The organism is Paracoccus hibiscisoli, assembly GCF_005048265.1.
GTDB classification, from domain to species: domain Bacteria; phylum Pseudomonadota; class Alphaproteobacteria; order Rhodobacterales; family Rhodobacteraceae; genus Paracoccus; species Paracoccus hibiscisoli.
Genome location: NZ_SUNH01000005.1, coordinates 84,967 through 102,006, shown reverse-complemented (window position 1 = coordinate 102,006; position 17,040 = coordinate 84,967). Strand labels below are relative to the sequence as shown.

At 68.7% G+C, this 17,040-nt stretch carries 19 protein-coding genes; 12 read left to right on the top strand and 7 right to left on the bottom strand.

Features of this window, described 5'->3' with window-relative positions; translation table 11 throughout:
- Positions 1-13: 13 nt before the first annotated feature.
- Positions 14-550 (bottom strand): molybdopterin adenylyltransferase, encoded by a 537-nt coding sequence (mog, locus tag FA740_RS03350; RefSeq protein ID WP_136855367.1) that lies wholly within the window; start codon positions 548-550, stop codon positions 14-16.
- On the bottom strand, positions 547-1,776 hold the full coding sequence (locus FA740_RS03345) for an argininosuccinate synthase (RefSeq protein WP_136855366.1): 1,230 nt from the start codon (positions 1,774-1,776) through the stop codon (positions 547-549). Before FA740_RS03345 ends, mog begins: the two co-directional genes overlap by 4 nt.
- 105 nt (positions 1,777-1,881) lie before the next feature.
- Here FA740_RS03345 and FA740_RS03340 point away from each other — a divergent pair, with 105 nt between their 5' ends.
- Positions 1,882-2,610: a hypothetical protein gene (locus FA740_RS03340; protein WP_136855365.1), complete on the top strand. Its 729-nt coding sequence runs from the start codon at positions 1,882-1,884 to the stop codon at positions 2,608-2,610.
- Between the two features lie 39 nt (positions 2,611-2,649).
- A complete protein-coding gene (ilvA, locus tag FA740_RS03335) occupies positions 2,650-3,891 on the top strand; it encodes a threonine ammonia-lyase IlvA (protein WP_136855364.1) in 1,242 nt (413 codons plus the stop codon).
- Here the strand turns inward: ilvA and FA740_RS03330 are convergent, their stop codons facing one another.
- Positions 3,892-4,251 (bottom strand): Hpt domain-containing protein, encoded by a 360-nt coding sequence (locus FA740_RS03330; RefSeq protein ID WP_136855363.1) that lies wholly within the window; start codon positions 4,249-4,251, stop codon positions 3,892-3,894.
- Between the two features lie 118 nt (positions 4,252-4,369).
- Between FA740_RS03330 and FA740_RS03325 the strand changes: the two genes are divergently transcribed.
- A complete protein-coding gene (locus FA740_RS03325; RefSeq protein ID WP_136855362.1) occupies positions 4,370-5,656 on the top strand; it encodes a PP2C family protein-serine/threonine phosphatase in 1,287 nt (428 codons plus the stop codon).
- Here the strand turns inward: FA740_RS03325 and FA740_RS03320 are convergent.
- Positions 5,653-6,096 (bottom strand): NUDIX domain-containing protein, encoded by a 444-nt coding sequence (locus tag FA740_RS03320; protein WP_136855361.1) that lies wholly within the window; start codon positions 6,094-6,096, stop codon positions 5,653-5,655. The two genes, FA740_RS03325 and FA740_RS03320, sit on opposite strands and share 4 nt — an antisense overlap.
- A 165-nt stretch (positions 6,097-6,261) precedes the next feature.
- Between FA740_RS03320 and hslO the strand changes: the two genes are divergently transcribed.
- The 6 genes from hslO to FA740_RS03290 all read left to right on the top strand — a co-directional run bounded on the left by hslO (position 6,262) and on the right by FA740_RS03290 (position 12,654).
- Positions 6,262-7,284, top strand: a complete 1,023-nt coding sequence (gene hslO, locus FA740_RS03315; protein ID WP_136855360.1) for an Hsp33 family molecular chaperone HslO — start codon at positions 6,262-6,264, stop codon at positions 7,282-7,284.
- Entirely contained in the window at positions 7,281-7,865 is a 585-nt protein-coding gene (locus tag FA740_RS03310; RefSeq protein WP_136855359.1) for an NUDIX hydrolase, read from the top strand. The genes hslO and FA740_RS03310 overlap by 4 nt, the downstream gene beginning before the upstream one ends.
- Positions 7,862-9,007 carry a CCA tRNA nucleotidyltransferase gene (locus tag FA740_RS03305; RefSeq protein ID WP_136855358.1) on the top strand — a complete coding sequence of 382 codons (1,146 nt, stop codon included), beginning with the start codon at positions 7,862-7,864 and terminating at the stop codon, positions 9,005-9,007. Before FA740_RS03310 ends, FA740_RS03305 begins: the two co-directional genes overlap by 4 nt.
- Positions 9,004-10,848, top strand: coding sequence for an ABC transporter ATP-binding protein (locus tag FA740_RS03300; protein ID WP_136855357.1), 1,845 nt, complete (start codon positions 9,004-9,006; stop codon positions 10,846-10,848). Before FA740_RS03305 ends, FA740_RS03300 begins: the two co-directional genes overlap by 4 nt.
- Entirely contained in the window at positions 10,845-12,068 is a 1,224-nt protein-coding gene (locus FA740_RS03295; RefSeq protein WP_136855356.1) for a class I SAM-dependent RNA methyltransferase, read from the top strand. Before FA740_RS03300 ends, FA740_RS03295 begins: the two co-directional genes overlap by 4 nt.
- A gap of 64 nt (positions 12,069-12,132) precedes the next feature.
- Complete coding sequence (locus FA740_RS03290; protein WP_136855355.1) at positions 12,133-12,654, top strand: L,D-transpeptidase family protein; 522 nt, start codon at positions 12,133-12,135, stop codon at positions 12,652-12,654.
- A gap of 38 nt (positions 12,655-12,692) precedes the next feature.
- Here FA740_RS03290 and dalA read toward each other — a convergent pair whose 3' ends face one another.
- Positions 12,693-13,208, bottom strand: coding sequence for a divisome-associated lipoprotein DalA (dalA, locus tag FA740_RS03285; RefSeq protein WP_136855354.1), 516 nt, complete (start codon positions 13,206-13,208; stop codon positions 12,693-12,695).
- A 230-nt stretch (positions 13,209-13,438) separates the two neighbouring features.
- Between dalA and FA740_RS03280 the strand changes: the two genes are divergently transcribed.
- Positions 13,439-14,041 (top strand): L,D-transpeptidase, encoded by a 603-nt coding sequence (locus FA740_RS03280; protein WP_136855353.1) that lies wholly within the window; start codon positions 13,439-13,441, stop codon positions 14,039-14,041.
- A 47-nt stretch (positions 14,042-14,088) separates the two neighbouring features.
- On the opposite strand, the gene hemH is transcribed toward FA740_RS03280, so the two are convergent.
- Both hemH and FA740_RS03270 read right to left on the bottom strand, forming a co-directional pair.
- Positions 14,089-15,162, bottom strand: a complete 1,074-nt coding sequence (gene hemH / locus FA740_RS03275) for a ferrochelatase (protein WP_246053449.1) — start codon at positions 15,160-15,162, stop codon at positions 14,089-14,091.
- A 2-nt stretch (positions 15,163-15,164) separates the two neighbouring features.
- Complete coding sequence (locus FA740_RS03270; protein WP_136855351.1) at positions 15,165-15,986, bottom strand: class I SAM-dependent methyltransferase; 822 nt, start codon at positions 15,984-15,986, stop codon at positions 15,165-15,167.
- A gap of 31 nt (positions 15,987-16,017) precedes the next feature.
- Between FA740_RS03270 and FA740_RS03265 the strand changes: the two genes are divergently transcribed.
- A complete protein-coding gene (locus FA740_RS03265) occupies positions 16,018-16,752 on the top strand; it encodes a ComF family protein (RefSeq protein WP_136855350.1) in 735 nt (244 codons plus the stop codon).
- Between the two features lie 26 nt (positions 16,753-16,778).
- Positions 16,779-17,039 carry a glutaredoxin 3 gene (grxC, locus tag FA740_RS03260; RefSeq protein WP_136855349.1) on the top strand — a complete coding sequence of 87 codons (261 nt, stop codon included), beginning with the start codon at positions 16,779-16,781 and terminating at the stop codon, positions 17,037-17,039.
- Position 17,040: the final 1 nt, after the last annotated feature.

The following is a 17,040-nucleotide window of genomic DNA, read 5'->3' as shown; positions in this document are numbered from 1 at the left end:
TGAAGAAGAAGGGTCAGGCGCCCTTTGGCCGGAAGGCTGTGATCCGGGCGGGGTCGGTCTCGATCCGTGCGGCGCCGATCAGGTCCAGGCAATAGGGGACGGCGGCGAAGATCGCGTCCAGGCAGGTCACGATAGCCGAGGGCTTGCCGGGGATGGTGATGATCAGGCTGCGCCCGCGGATCGCGGCGGTCTGACGCGACAGGATGGCGGTGGGCACTTCGCGCAGGGAGGCGCGGCGCATCTCCTCTCCGAAGCCGGGCAGTTCCTTGTCCATCACGTCGGCGACGGCTTCGGGGGTCAGGTCGCGCGGCGCGGGGCCGGTGCCGCCGGTGACCAGGATCAGGTCGGCGCCGCCATCGGCCAGATCGCGCAGGGTGGCGGCCACCGTGTCGCGGCCGTCGGGGATGATGTGGCGGTCGATAATCATGGGCGAGGTGATGACACCCCGCAGCCAAGCCTCGGCACCGGGGCCGCCCTTGTCCTCGTATTCGCCCCGCGACGCGCGGTCGCTGACGGTCACGATGGCGATGCGGGCGGCCCCGGCGGTCATTTCGCCACGCGGGCGTTGCGGTTGGCGATCAGCTTGAGGCGCAGCGCGTTCAGGCGGATGAAGCCCGCCGCATCCTTCTGGTCATAGGCGCCGGCGTCGTCCTCGAAGGTGACATGCGCCTCACTGTACAGCGAATGGTCCGACCAGCGGCCGACGCAGGTGGCCATGCCCTTGTAGAGTTTCAGCCGCACCGTGCCGGTCACATGCTCCTGGCTCTTGTCGATCAGGGCCTGCAGCATCTCGCGCTCGGGGGAGAACCAGAAGCCGTTATAGATCAGCTCCGCGTAACGCGGCATGATCGAATCCTTCAGGTGGCCCGCGCCGCTGTCCAGGGTGATCTGCTCGATCCCGCGATGCGCCTCCAGCAGAATGGTGCCGCCCGGCGTCTCATAGATGCCGCGCGACTTCATGCCGACAAAGCGGTTCTCGACGAAATCCAGACGGCCGATGCCATGCGCGCCGCCCAGCTCGTTCAGCTTGGTCAGGATCGTGGCGGGCGACATCGCCTCGCCGTTGATCGCGACGGCGTCGCCCTTCTCGAAGGTCACCTCGATGAATTCGGGCTGATCCGGCGCGTCCTCGGGGTTCACGGTGCGCTGATAGACGTAATCGGGCGCGGCCACGGCCGGGTCCTCCAGCGCCTTGCCCTCGGAGGAGGTGTGCAACAGGTTCGCGTCCACGCTGAAGGGCGCCTCGCCGCGCTTGTCCTTGGCGATGGGGATCTGGTTTTTCTCGGCGAACTCAATCAGCTTGGTGCGCGAGGTCAGGTCCCATTCCCGCCAGGGCGCGATCACCTTGATCGACGGGTCCAGCGCATAGGCCGACAGCTCGAACCGGACCTGGTCGTTGCCCTTGCCGGTCGCGCCATGCGCCACCGCATCCGCCCCCGATTCCTGCGCGATCCGCACCAGATGCTGAGAGATCAGCGGCCGCGCGATCGACGTGCCCAGCAGGTACAGCCCCTCGTACAGCGCATTGGCCCGGAACATCGGGAAGACGAAATCGCGCACGAATTCCTCGCGCACGTCGATGATGTGGATGTTCTCGGGCGCGATGCCCAGCATCAGCGCCTTCTCGCGCGCGGGCTCCAGTTCCTCGCCCTGGCCCAGATCGGCGGTGAAGGTCACCACCTCGCAGCCGTATTCGGTCTGCAGCCATTTCAGGATGATCGAGGTATCAAGCCCCCCCGAATAGGCGAGGACGACTTTTTTCGGCGCGTCGGACATGCGGTTAACCCTTCGTCGAAGTTTCAGCGGGAATACGGCGATTTGCGCGTTGTCACAAGGGTTCGGGGGCGATTAGGGTCAGCGCGTTTTCAGATGGGTGATTTGATGCTGGCCTTTCGACTTCTCCGCCATTCCATTCTGCAACTGACCGGCAATCTGGGCGCGGCGCTGACACTCTCTGTCCTGCCGCTGCTGCTGGCCGCCCTTGGCATCGGCATCGGGGTGGTCGCGCGCCTGGTCCTGGCGGGCGGTAATCCGTCCGGAATCGCGTTCGGCGCGGTGATGATCGCGATCGCCGCGACCTTTATCCTGGCCATCGTGGTCCTCGCGGCGTCCTGGCATCGTCACGTCCTTCTGGAGGAGAGGCCGCAGGTCTTCCGCAGCATCGGACGCTCCGAGGCGCGCTATTTTTGGGCGGCGGTCAGGATGACCCTTGTCATCATGCTGATCGTCTTTCTGCCCCTGATCCTCATCGTGGCGCTGACCTCGGCGCTGAACGGCAGCGTCTACGTCACTATGCTGGCCAGCCTGATAATCGGGATCGCCGTGGCCATCATCGGCCTGCGCCTTGGAACAGGACTGGCCGGGGCGGCCATCGGCGCCGAAAAGCCGCTGACGACCGGCTGGAAGGCCACGGAATCGCATCTGGGCACCCTGCTCCTTCTGGCCGTGTTCAGCCAGATCCTGCAAACCATCCTGAACCTCGCGTCGCAAATTCCCGGTCTGGTGGGGCTGGTGGCCACGCTTCTGGCCGCCTGGCTGGGCGCCTTGCTGTCGCTGTCGCTGATCACTACGCTCTGGGGTCACTTCGTCGAAGGGCGTGCGCTGCGCTGACGGCTTGCCAAGGGCCGCGTTTCGCGGCATGGGCGGGGCATGGAAAACTTTGCCGCCGCCGTCCGTCTGGCCGAGGCCGCGCTTCGCGACCTGTTCGAGCCCACGCCCCTGCAACGCAACGACCACCTGTCGGCGAAATACGGCGCCGACATCTGGCTCAAGCGCGAGGACCTGACCCCCGTCCGCAGCTACAAGCTGCGCGGCGCCTTCAATGCGATGCGCAAGCTGGTGGGCAACGGGGCGCCCGCCCATTTCGTCTGCGCCAGCGCGGGCAACCACGCGCAGGGCGTGGCCTTTGCGTGCCGCCATTTCGGCGCGCGCGGCACGATCTTCATGCCGGTCACCACGCCGGGGCAAAAGATCGACAAGACGCGGATGTTCGGCGGCGACGCCATCCGCATCGTGCTGACCGGCGACTATTTCGACCAGACCCTGGCCGCGGCTCAGGCCTTCTGCGCCGATGAAGGCGCGCAGTTCCTGTCGCCCTTCGACGCGCCCGACATCATCGAGGGCCAGGCCACGGTGGGCCTTGAGATGCTGGCCCAGTTGGGTCGCGCGCCCGATCTGGTCGTGCTGCCCGTGGGCGGCGGCGGTCTGTCCGCGGGCGTGACCAAGCTGCTGGCGACCGAGGCACCGGACACCCGCTTTGCCTTTGCCGAGCCCCTGGGCGGCGCCAGCCTGCAGGCGGCGCTCCGCGCGGGCGCGCCGGTGGCCCTGCCTGCGGTGGACAGCTTTGTCGACGGCGCGGCGGTCGCGCGCATCGGTGCCCTGCCCTTCGAGGCGCTGTCGCGGTTCTCGGAGCATGACGTTTATCTGGCCCCCGAGGACCGCATCTGCCGCACCATGCTGGAGATGCTGAACACCGAGGGCGTCGTGCTGGAGCCCGCAGGCGCGCTGGCGCTGGATGTGCTGGGCGATCTGGGCGATCTGTCGGGCAAGACGGTCGTGGCGGTCTGTTCGGGCGGCAATTTCGATTTCGAGCGCCTGCCCGAGGTCAAGGAACGCGCGCAGCGGTTCGCAGGCGTGAAAAAGTATTTCGTCCTGCGCATGCCGCAGCGCCCCGGCGCGCTGCGCGATTTCCTGGAGCTTCTGGGCCCGAACGACGATATCGCGCGGTTCGAATACCTCAAGAAATCGGCCCGCAACTTCGGGTCCGTGCTGATCGGGATCGAGACCTCCGAGCCCGCCAACCTGACGGCGCTGATGGCGCGGCTGGACCAGTCGGGCTTTGCCTATCGCGACATCACCAATGACGGCATCCTGTCCGAGTTGTTGGTCTGATCACGAGGCCCAAGCGGTCTGCGCATCGGGCGGCTCGCCTCCCATCACATGCGGCAGATCGCGCAGGAACAGCTGCTTGGTCTGCCCGAAACTGGCGCGCAGGACGGCGGGGCCCAGGGTGAAATGCCCCTCTCGGGCCAGCTGCTCCTCTCCGCGCCGGCATTGCGCGCAGAAATCGGAAAAGCCCAGATTGGCAGCCAGCCCCCGCAGCAGGTGCAGATCCTCGGCCAGGTGTAGGGTCCGGCCATCCAGCGCCGAAAGATGCGCCTCGACCTCGGACAGGATCATGTCGATGATCGGTGCCAGATCGTCCGGCCCCAGCTGGTCGCGCAGTTCGATGACTCGGCTCCAGTCGATCATACCCATACCTTTCGAATCGTTACCATTCCTGTCTAGCCGCTTCGGGTTGCGAAACATTTAATGGCAATGGACAGGGCGGTTTACCCCAAGTTTACGACCCGGCGGCTAAACACATCCCATGACAGCCGCGAATCGCCCCCAGACCAATCCCGCCCCGACCCCGCCCAACACACGGCGGCTGGTGCTGCTGGTCGATGACAGTGCCTCCCAACGACGCCTGCTGGCCCGGTTGCTGAAGCTGGGCGGCTATGAGGTCATCGAGGCCGCCAACGGGGCCGAGGCGCTGGACCTGTGCACCCGCCTGGTGCCGGATCTGGTGCTGTCGGACTGGATGATGCCCGAGATGAGTGGGCTGGAATTCTGCGCTGCCTTCCGAAAGCTGCCGCGCCCGAATTACGGCTATTTCCTGCTGCTGACGTCGAATGCCGATGCCCGCGCCATCACCGAGGGGCTGCAGGCCGGGGCCGACGATTTCCTGACCAAGCCCGTCGCCCCCCAGGAACTGCTAGCCCGCATGGCCGCGGGCGAACGCATCCTTCGCGTCGAGGAGGAGCTGCGCGCCAGCAACACCCAGCTGCGCCACGCCCTGGCCCAGCTGTCGGAAACCCAGGCGGCGATGGAGCGCGACCTGCGCGAGGCGCGCAAGCTGCAGCAGGGGCTGGTCCGCGAACGATCCGGCGTCTTCGGCGCTTTCGAGATCAGCCTGCTGCTGCGTCCGGCGGGCCATATCGGCGGCGATCTGGTGGGGTTCTTCCCCATCGGAGAGGATCGCCTGGGCCTCTATGCGCTGGACGTGTCGGGCCATGGGGTGACGGCGGCGCTGCTGACCGCGCAGCTGTCGGTGCACCTGTCGGCGTCCTCGGACCAGAACATCGCGCTGCGCGGCGCGCAGGACGGAGGCGACGCCGCGGGGCCCAGCGCGCTGGCGCATTTCTTCAACACCATGATGCTGGAGGAGATGAACACCGACACCTATTTCACCATGATCTATGCCGAGCTGAACCACGTCACCGGCCATGTGCGGATGATCCAGGCCGGCCATCCCCACCCTGCCCTGCAGCGCGCTGACGGGCGCGTGACCCATCTGGGCAATGGCGGCATGCCCATCGGTGTTTTCGAACGCCCCATCTTTGACGAGATCGAGGTCACGCTGGAACCGGGCGACCGCCTGCTGATCGCCTCGGACGGCATTACCGAGGCCGCGACCCCCAGCGGCCGACAGCTGGGCTGCGACGGGCTGGAGGCGGTGATGCGCACCAACGCCTTCCTGCACGGCCATTCCTTCCTGGAATCGATGGCCTGGTCGGTATCCGAATATTGCCGAGGCGAACGACAGGACGACATGTCCGCCGTCCTGGTCGAGTTCCGCGCCTCGGGCCAGGTGATCCGCCTGAACGACGGCTAGAGCCGCGCCAGAAACCCGCGCAGCGCCGCCTGCGAGCCGGGATCGACCAGATGCGCCAGCGCCGCGTCCGGGCCCATCCAATGCGCGCTGTGGCCCGGCTCGGACGGCTCCGACAGACGCAGGATCGGGCGCGCGACCCAGATCTGGCAGCGTTTCTCGGCGTGCATGTCGTAATCGGGCATGAAGCAGAACCGCCGATAGCTGCACAGATGTCGTGCGGCACCGATGGTCCAGCCGGTCTCCTCGGCCACCTCGCGGTGGAGCGCGGCCAGCGCGTGCTCTCCGGGGTCGATGCCGCCGCCAGGCAGCTGGAATTCCGGCACAGGCGCCTGCTGATGGGTCAGCAGGATGCGCCCATCGCGCCACAGGATCGCATAGGCCCCCGGCCGGCGGCGATAGCGGGGGGCGCTGTGGGGCGGTTGTCCGAAACGCGGGATCATGGGGCATCCTGTCTGGCTGTGCGGTGGTGATAGCGCGCGCGGCCGACCGGGGAAAGCGGTGGCGACCCGCGCGGCCCCTGCCCCCTTGGGATCGGCGGAAAATGCCTTATATTGGGCGCAACCGGGCGGGCCACGGCCGCGCCGCTGCCACCTCAAGGATAGATGATGAACAAGATCAACCAGATAGCCTGGGACGATACGGTCCTGCCCTTTCAACTGGACCGCAGCTCGATCCGCGGACGCGTCGTGCGGCTGGACGGGGTGCTGGATCACATCCTGTCGCGGCACGACTATCCGCCCGCCGTCAGCGCCATGGTCGCCGAGATCGCGCTGCTGACCGCGCTGATCGGCCCGACCGTCAAGCTGCGCTGGAAGCTGAGCCTGCAGGTGCGCGGCAACGGCCCGATCCGCACGCTGGCCGCCGACTATTTCGCCCCCGAGGGCGAGGGCAAGCCCGCGCGCATCCGGGCCTGGGCCAGCTTTGACGCCGACCGCCTGGACGCCCGCCCCCCGTTTGAGCAGATCGGAGAGGGCTATTTCGCCATCCTGATCGACCAGGGGCCGGGCAGCACCCCCTATCAGGGCATCACGCCGCTGACGGGCGGGTCGCTGTCGGCCTGCGCGCAGACCTATTTCGCGCAATCCGAACAGCTGCCGACGCGGTTCCAACTGGCCTCGGGACAGTCGCGGCTGTCGGGTCAGCCCGCCGAATGGCGCGCGGGCGGCATGATGCTGCAGACCCTGCCCGGCGATCCGGCCCAACCGACCGAGGGCGGCAGCGGCGCGGGCGGCCTGATCGAGGCCGCCGACATCCTGCAGGGCGCCGAATCCGAGAACTGGAACCGTGCCAACATCCTGCTGGACACGGTCGAGACGCTGGAGCTGATCGGCCCCACCGTCGGGCCGACCGACCTGCTGCTGCGCCTGTTCCACGAGGAGACCCCGCGCGTCTTCGACGCCCACCGGGTCGAGTTCGGCTGTTCGTGCAGCAGTGACCGGGTCCGGGGCACGCTGGCCATCTATTCGGCCAAGGACATCGCCCACATGACCACCCCCGAGGGCACCGTGACCGCCGATTGCCAGTTCTGCGGCGCGCATTACGTGTTCGACCCCCAAAGCCTGGGCTTTGAGGCGACCGTCGACCCCGAGGGCAACCCGCTGGACAGCAGCGACAAGGCGGCCGAGTGACCCTCTGGTCACCGGCCCGCCTGCACGAGGCCCTGCACCGGGCATCCGGTCCCAGTTCGGATTACGATCTGAACCCGGATGCCACGCCGCCCGACGCGCCCTTGCGTCCGGCGGGCGTGCTGGCGGCGTTTCACGCCGATGACGGGCGGCTGGTCCTGACCAAGCGCGCCTCGGGGCTGCGTCATCATCCGGGTCAGATCGCCCTGCCCGGCGGCAAGGTCGATCCGGGCGACACCGACGCCACCGCCGCCGCCCTGCGCGAGGCGCATGAGGAGGTCGGCCTGAACCCCGCCCAGGTCCGCGTGCTGGGCACGCTGCCGCCGCATCGCACCGTCACCGGGTTCTCGGTCACGCCGGTCCTGGCGCTGATCGACGGCCCCTTCGCCCCCATCCCCGAGGCGGGCGAGGTCGAGGAGGCCTTCACCCTGCCCTTTGCCCATGTCGCAGACCCCGCCCGCTATCGGGTGGAGCGGCGGCGTTGGCGCGGCGGCTGGCGCAGCTATCACGCGGCGCCCTTCGGACCCTATTACCTGTGGGGGGCGACCGCGCGCATCCTGCTGGGACTGGCGCACCGGCTATGACCCGGCTGCCCGCGCATGTGATGGACGACGCGGCGCTGATGCGCGTGCTGGACGCGCTGACCGCGCAGGGCGACCGCGCCCTGCTGGTCGGCGGCGCGGTGCGCAACGCGCTGCTGGGCCAGCCCATCGACGATATCGACATCGCCACCGACGCCCCGCCGCTGCGGACCCTCGCGCTGGCCCGCGCCGCCGGTCTGCGCGCGGTGCCCACGGGCATCGACCACGGCACCGTCACCCTGGTCGCCCACGGGCGCGGGTTCGAGGTCACGACCTTTCGCCGCGACGTAGAGACCGACGGGCGCCATGCCGTCGTCGCCTTTTCGACCGATCTGGCCGAGGATGCGGCGCGGCGCGATTTCACCATGAACGCGCTTTATGCCGACCGCGACGGGACGGTCATCGACCCGATGGGCGGGCTGCCCGACCTGGCGGCGCGACGGCTGCGCTTTGTGGGCGACCCCGATGCCCGCATCGCCGAGGATTACCTGCGCATCCTGCGGTTCTTCCGGTTCTTCGCGCGCTATGGGCAGCAGGCCGATCCGGCGGCGGTCGCGGCCTGTGCGGCGCATCGCGACGGGCTGAGCCGCATCGCCCGCGAACGAATCGGGGCCGAGCTGAAAAAGCTGCTGGCCGCGCCCAATCCCGGCCCCGCCGTCGGGCTGATGGCGCAGACCGGCGTGCTGGCGGTGCTGCTGCCCGATGCGACGCCCGACCGCCTGGCTGCCCTGCTGGCGGCGGAACCCGCGCCCGGCGGCTGGCTGCGCCGCCTGGCCGCGCTGTGCCCGGCCACGCCCGACCTGCGCCTGTCGCGCGCCGATCAACGCGCCCTGACCGCCCTGCACCGCGCCCGGGGCTGGTCCCTGGACGAGGCCGCGTTCCGCATGGGCGCCGATCTGGCGACCGATCACGCCCTGCTGGCCGCAGCCGACGGCCACCCCCTGCCCGCCGATTGGCAGGCCCGCATCGCGCGCGGCGCCGACGCCCCCCTGCCCATCGCCGCCGCCGATCTGGCCCCGCTGCAGGGGCCTGCCTTGGGCCGCGCCCTCAAGGCGGCCGAGGCCGCGTGGATCGCCTCGGCCTTTACGCTGCCTGCCCCTGCCCTGATCGACGCGGCCCTCATGGCCGGAAAGGACCCGACATGAGCCTGCACCGCACCTTTGGCCGCATGGTCGATGCGTTTCGCCCCGCCGAGGGCCCGCCCCCCGCCACGCTGATGGCCTTTTTCCGCTGGTGCCTGTCGGGCGCCTGGCGGGGCCTGGGCTTTGCGGCCGTGGCCTCGGCCATGGGCGGGGTCGCGGACGTCGTCTCGGCGCTGCTGCTGGGGATGGTCGTCGATGCCGTCTCGACCAGCGCGCCGGGGATGTTCTGGGAGGAGAACTGGCGGCTGGTCGCGCTGTTCGCGGGCTTCTTTCTGGTGATCCGCCCCGCGATCTATGGCCTGTCCACGGCCAGCTCGAACGTGATCATCGGGCCGAACATCCTGCCCCTGGTGCTGTCGCGCCTGCATCGCTGGACGATGGGGCACGCGGTCACCTTCTTCGACAACGACTTTGCCGGGCGGCTGGCGCAGAAACAGATGCAGACCGCCCGCGCCGTCACCGATGTCGCGTCCGAGATGGTCAACGTCGTGGCCTTTGCGCTCGCCTCGGTGCTGGGGTCGGCGGCCTTTCTGCTGGCGGTCGATGGATGGGGGGCGGTGGCGCTTCTGGTCTGGCTGGGGGCGTATTTCGCGCTGATCCGGTTCTTTCTGCCGCGCATCCGCGCGAAATCGGGGGCGCGCGCCTCGGCCCGCGCCAATGTCACGGGCCAAGTCGTGGACACCATCACCAACATCAAGACGGTCAAGCTGTTCGCCCATGCCGATCATGAGGATCAGGCCGCCCTGGGCGCGATGGCCGGTTTCCGCGAACGCGCGCTGGATTTCGGTGTGGTGTCCACCTGGTTCCGCCTGTCGCTGATGATCGTCGCGGGCATCCTGCCGGTGATCCTGGTGGGCGGGGCGATCCTGCTGTGGCGCGACGGCTCGGCGACCGTGGGCGACGTCGCCGCCTCGGGCGCGATCGCCATGCGCCTGTCGCAGATGACCGGCTGGGTCAGCATGGCTCTGATGGGCATGTGGGGCAGCATCGGAGAGGTTGAGGACGGCATGAAGACCCTGTCCCCGCCCCATGCCCTGACCGACCGCGCCGATGCCCGTGCCCTGACCCGCGTGCAGGGTCAGATCACCTTCGATCACGTCGAATTCGCCTATGGCCGCGATGCGGGCGGCATCCGCGACCTGACCCTGTCCATCGCGGCCGGCGAAAAGATCGGCATCGTCGGTGCGTCGGGCGCGGGCAAGACCACGTTGGTCGGCCTGCTGCTGCGCCTTTACGATGTCGAACAGGGCGCGATCCGCATTGACGGCCACGATTTGCGCGACGTCACGCAGGAAAGCCTGCGCCGCCAGATCGCCATGGTCACCCAGGATACGGCGATGTTCAACCGCTCGGCCCGCGACAACATCTTGTATGGTCGTCCGGATGCGACACAGGATGATGTCATCGCTGCGGCCAAGGCCGCCGAGGCGCATGAGTTTATCCTGACGCTGGAGGATTATGCGGGCCGCACCGGCTATGACGCCTATCTGGGCGAACGCGGGGTCAAGCTGTCGGGCGGCCAGCGCCAGCGCATCGCCCTGGCCCGCGCGTTCCTCAAGGATGCGCCGATCCTGGTCCTGGACGAAGCCACCAGCGCCTTGGACAGCGAGGTCGAGGCCCAGGTCCAGGACGCCCTGACCCGCGCCATGCGGGGCAAGACGGTGCTGGCCATCGCCCACCGCCTGTCCACCATCGCCGAGCTGGACCGCATCCTGGTGATCGAGGACGGGCGCATCGTCGAACAGGGCGGCCATGACGAGTTGCTGGCCCGGAACGGCCGCTATGCCCGCTACTGGAACCGCCAGTCGGGCGGGTTCCTGGGCACCGAGGAGGCCGCCGAATGACCCTCTGGACGATCGAGCGGCTTGGCCGCAAGGGCGACGGCGTGGCCCTGTCCGGTGACGCCCGCGCGCTGGCCCCCCTGGTCCTGCCCGGAGAGGTGATCGAGGGCGAGGCCGAAAACGGCCGCATCGCCGCCCCGCGCATCGTCACCCCGTCCCCGGACCGCATCCGGCCCCTGTGCGCGCATTACCGCGCCTGCGGGGGCTGTTCGCTGATGCATGCGACGGACGACTTCACCACCGCCTGGAAGACCCAGGTGGTACTGACCGCCCTGGCCGCACAGGGCATCGCCGCCCCCGTGCCGCAGGTGCATGTCTCGCCCCCCTACAGCCGCCGCCGGGCGGTGCTGTCGGGGCGGCGCACGAAAAAGGGCGCCACGGTGGGCTTTCACGGCCGCGCGTCCGAGGTGATCGTCGATCTGGCCAAATGCCATGTGCTGCGCCCGCAGATCGTGGCCGCGCTGCCTCTGCTGCGGCGCATCGTGGCGGCGGGCGCGTCGCGGGCGGCAGAGCTGTCGCTGGTGGTGATCCACGGCCCCGCCGGGCTGGACGTGGCCGTGCGCGGCGGCAAGCCGATGGAGCCCGCGCTGTTCGCCACCCTGGCCGCCCTGGCCGAGGAGGGCGATCTGGCCCGGCTGGACTGGGACGGCCAGGCCATCACCCGCCGCGCGCCCGCCCTGCCGATGGGGCGTGCCCAGGTCGTGCCGCCGCCCGGCGCCTTCCTGCAGGCGACGGAACAGGGTCAGGCGGCGCTGCTGGCGGCGGTGCGCGCGGCGCTGGCGGGGGCCACGCGGGTCGCGGACCTGTTCGCGGGATGCGGGACCTTCGCGCTGCCGCTGGCGGAACGCGCCGCCGTCCACGCGGTCGAAGGGCTGGCCGAACCGCTGGCCGCGCTTGATTCGGCCTGGCGCGCCACCCCCGGTCTGAACCGCATCACGACCGAGGTCCGCGACCTGGCGCGGCGCCCGCTGATGCCCGATGAGTTGGCGCATTTTGACGGAATCGTGATCGACCCGCCCCGCGCGGGGGCCGAGGCGCAGATGCGTCACTTGGCCGCAACGCGGGTTCCTGGGGTGGCGGCTGTCTCCTGCGACCCGGTCAGTTTTGCCAAGGATGCGCGGATTCTGGCCGATGCGGGCTATCGGATCGACCGGCTCTGGGTGGTGGATCAGTTCCGGTTTTCGCCGCATGTCGAAATGGTCGCGGCGTTAACGCCCGGCTAGGCAGGGCCGTGCTATCCGTGATATTCCGGGATCACAAATAATGAAAAACGCTTCAGAGGCAGTGATGAGCAAAACGACCCGTCGGACGTTCACGATTTCGATGCTGGCCTTGCTGGCTGCCTGTGGACGCCCGCAGCAGACCACCAAATTCCAGCGCTATTCCGGCCCGCCGATCACCCAGATCCAGGTGAACAAGGGCCAGCGCCGCATGCACCTGTTCAGCGGCAGCACCGTGGTGCGGTCCTATGACATCAGCTTGGGCAACCAGCCCGTCGGCCACAAGCAGTTCGAGGGCGACGGCAAGACGCCCGAGGGCATTTATCACATCGACCGCTTCAACCCGCGCAGCGCGTTCCACCTGTCGGTCGGCATCTCCTACCCCAATCCCAACGACCGCGCCTTTGCAGAGGCGCATGGGCGCAACCCGGGCGGCGACATCTTCATCCACGGGCGTGGCCCGCAGGGGAACCACCTGTTTCCGCAGGCCCGCGACTGGACGGCCGGCTGCATCGCCGTGACGGATGAGGAGATCCAGGAGATCTATGCCATGCTGCAGCCGCGCACGCCCGTGGTCATCTATCCCTGAAAAGGCGGTCGGGCGGGCCTTTGCGCCCGCCCCTTGTTTCAGCTGCCGGTCAGCAGCGTCCACCAGATCTTGCCCGACGGCTCGGTGAACCAGGCAAAGCCCAGCTGGGTCGCCGTGGGGTCCATGATCACGTCGCGCGTGTCGCGGGTGGACATCCAGGCGGCCAATGTCTGCATGTCGTTCTCATAGCTCTCGGAGATGTTCTCTCCGATGATCACGCCCGAGAAACCCTGCCGCCGCGCGCGGTCCAGGGGCGACGATCCGTCCGACCCCCAATGCCAGGCCCGATTCTGCGCCGACATGTCGCGCGCATGCGCCATGGCCGCAGCCTCCAGCTGAGGGTTGGGCATCAGCGCCGCGGCACCGATATTGGCGCGCAGGGTGTTGATCTGCTGCAACACGCGTCCGGCAATCGCGGCATTGTCCTCGACCGCGGGGGCCATGGCCTGGGTGGGGTCCATGGGGGCGGGCATCGGCATCTGCGCCAGGTTGCGCGGCCCGCACGCCCCCAGCACCACCAGCCCCAGAATCGCAAGCGCGTTGATTTTCTTCATGTTCCGGCACACTCCTCGCGCATATGTCCCAGTCCTATCCAAGGTGGGGGACGGGTTCAAACGCAACTTGGCGTGATCGCCGCGCTTGGTGGGCGGGTGGTGCCCGATCGACAGATTGAATTGCCGCAACCCCGGGGCCGGGCTATATTTCCGACCATGCCGCCCGCTGCGGCACCTCCCCCTGCAGACCGCCCCGCAAGAGCGGTGATCCGAACGAAGGACATGAGTCGATGAGCACGTCGTCTGCTTTCAACCGCCGGGCCTTTCTGGGCTCGGCCGCGGCCCTGGGAGCCGCAACCCTGGCCCTGCCCGCCCTGGGACAGGAGATCGACCCCGCCACCGGCGCGCCGGTCGCCACCGGCCCCGCGCCCCAGCACAACATCTCCAGCTTTCGCGGCCAGGACTGGCGGCCGCATTTCCCGAACCTGACCAATGGCGCGATCCTGTGCGACCTGACCTCGCGCGCGGTCCATTTCTGGTCCGAGGACGGCAACACCTATCGCGTCTATCCCAGTTCGATCCCGGTCAGCGAGGATCTGGTCCGCACCGGCCGGACCGAGATCATCCGCAAGGTCGACGGCCCCTCCTGGGCGCCGACGCCCGCGATGCGCGAACGCAACCCCGACTGGCCGGAATTCGTGCCGCCCGGGCCGGACAACCCGATGGGCACCCATGCGCTGTGGCTGACCTGGCAGTATTACCGCATCCACGGCACGCATGATACGCGCAAGATCGGCCGCAAATCGTCCAACGGCTGCATCGGCCTCTACAACGAACACATCGCCGAGCTGTACAACTTCACCAAGCTGGGCACCCAGGTCCTGGTGCTGTGACGCGGGCAGGCCCCCGTGGGGGGCCGCCCATCCTTGAGCGGGCGGCCTCAGGCGGGGTGGGCCCAGCCGCCGATATTCTCGCGGATCACCTCCAACATGACCCGGATATGGGCCGGGTCGTCGTTCAGGCAGGGGATGTACTGGAACTCGTGGCCCCCGGCCTCCTCGAAGGCCTCCTTGATCTCGCCGTTGATCTCCTCCAGCGTCTCGATGCAATCGGACGAGAAGGCGGGCGAAATCACCGCGATGTCGGTATGGCCCTGCTTGGCCAGCTCGGCCACATGCTCGACCGTATAGGGGCGCAGCCATTCCTCGCGGCCGAAGACCGACTGGAAGGTCGTGTCGATGATCCCCTCGGGCCAGCCCAGCTCCTCGCGCAGCAGGCGCGAGGTCTTCTGGCACTGGCAGTGATAGGGATCGCCCTGCATCAGATAGCGTTTCGGCATGCCGTGATAGCTGGCGACCAGCTTTTTCGGCACCTTGCCGTTCAGCGCCCGGCGCACGCTGTCGGCCAGCGCCTTGATATAGTCGGGGCGGTTCACATAGGGCTCGACCGTGCGGATGGCGGGCTGCCAGGTCTCCTCCATCATCACGCGGAACAGCTGGTCATTGGCCGTGGCCGAGGTCGGCCCCGCATATTGCGGATAAAGCGGCAGGAACACGATGCGCCGGCACCCCGCCTCGACCATGCGCCGGACCACGTCCTTGGTCGACGGGTTGCCATAGCGCATGCAGAAATCGACCATGACCTGATCGCCCCATTCGTCATGGGCCATCTGGGCCAGCGCCTTGGTCTGGGCCTTGGTGATGGTCAGCAGCGGGCTTTCATCGGCCTCGTGGTTCCAGATCAGCTTGTAATTCGCGCCCGAGGTGAAGGGCCGCCTGGTCAGGATCACCAGCTGCAGCAGCGGCTGCCAGATCAGGCGGTTGATGTCGACGACGCGGCGGTCCGACAGGAATTCGTTCAGATAGCGACGCATCGACCAATAGTCATAGCCGTCCGGCGTGCCCAGATTGGCGATCAGGATGCCGGTCTTGGCAGGCATGACCGCCGGATGGTCGGGGGCCGCATGGGTCGGGACCTTGGCAGCCGCAGGGGCGGGGACGTCAGAGCTGTGCATCATCATTTCCTGAGTTTGGCCAGGGCGTCGGCCAGGGATGTCGTGGCCGAGCCGGGTCGCAAGGGCTTGGGCTGGCTGTCGGACGGCGCCCAGCCCGTCAGAAAGACCAGATCGAAGGTGACCGCAACACGGGACGGATCGTCGCGGTCGGGGCTGTGGGCGGCCAGCAGTTCGGCGGCGCGGGCCAGAACGGCGCGCGGCAGGGGGCGGCGCGCGCGGGCGGCCATCGCATTGCCCTCGCCCATGGCGCGCAGGTCGCGGCCCAGATGCGCCAGGTCGCGATAGCTGGCGCGCTGCGGCAGCAGATCGGCCACCGGCAGGGCCAGCCCGGCGCGACCCAGCAGACCGCCCAGTTCGCGGATCTCTCCCATCGGCAGGATGCGCGGGGACAGGCCGCCGGTGATCTCGGCCTCGGCCTGTGCCAGGGCGGCGCGCGGCTCGGCCAGGGTCTGGCCGCCGAACATCACGCCGATGAACAGCCCGTCGGGGCCCAGCGCGCGGCGGCACTGCACCATCTGCCCCACCGGATCGTCGGCCCAATGCAGCGACAGGGCGTGGATCACCAGATCATGCTTACCGGGCTCCAGGTCCAGAACCGGATCGTCGGCCACCACCCGCGCGTCGGGAAAGCGCGGGCCCCAGAGGTCGGGAAAACCGGTCACCAGGGCGGGCGCCGTAAAGGTTCTGTTAACCTCGGCCAGCCTATCCTGCACCTCATCGGCGGCGATCTGGTGGAACAGGTCCACGATGCCCTGGCGCGCGGCGCGGCAACGCTGGCGGGTCAGGGCGATGCGGTCGGTCAGGGCGGGGCGGGGGTCACTCATGGGACTGGAACATAGGGTGCTTTCGGGCGCGATGAAAGCGGCGCTGCGGCTGCTTTATCCGCCGCAATGCCTGTCCTGCGGCGCAGGCGTCGCGGATGGCGGCGCGGGCGCGGTGCATCTGTGCGCCGATTGCTGGCCCGATGCGGCCTTCATCACCGGCGCCTGCTGCGATTGCTGCGGGGCGCCGCTGCCCGATGACGGGTCGGGGGCGGCGCAGGTGCTGGTCTGCGACGACTGCCTGGGCGCGGTCAGGCCCTGGTCGCGGGGGCGCGCGGCGCTGGTCTATGGCGGCACGGCGCGGCGGCTGACCCTGGCGCTGAAGCATGGCGACCGGCTGGATCTGGCCCCGCCCATGGCCGCCTGGCTGGCGCGGGCGGCGGCGCCGCTGGCTGTGCCCGGCATGATCGTGGCGCCAGTGCCCCTGCATCTGCGCCGCCTGGCAAAGCGCAAATACAACCAGTCGGCGCAGATCTCGGGCCGCGTCGCGCGGGCTCTGGGACTGGACCACCAGTCGGACCTGCTGGTGCGGCTGCGCCACACGCCTGCGCAGGATCATCGCGGCGTGGCCGACCGGTTCTCGAACCAGCAGGACGCGCTGGCCGTGCATCCGCGGCGGGCAGCGGGGCTGGTGGGGCGGCCGGTGATGCTGGTCGACGACGTGATGGCGTCGGGGGCCACGATCCACGCGGCGGCGCTGGCGCTGCTGGCGGCCGGATCGGGGCCGGTTTCGGTCGCGGTGCTGGCACGCGCGGTCAAGGATACCTAGATAGGAGGGCAGCCACCAAAAGGACCATCATGACCATCGAGATCTACACCACCCGCACCTGCCCCTTCTGCATCCGCGCCAAGCAGCTGCTGGACCAGAAGGGCGCGTCCTATACCGAAATCGACGTGGGCGCCGACCCGGCCCTGCGCGACAAGATGACGAAACGCGCGGGCAAACGCTCGGTCCCGCAGATCTTCGTGGGCACCACCCATGTCGGCGGCTGCGACGACCTCTATGCGCTGGAGCGTTCGGGCAAGCTGGACCCGCTGCTGAAAGGCGCCGCCTGAT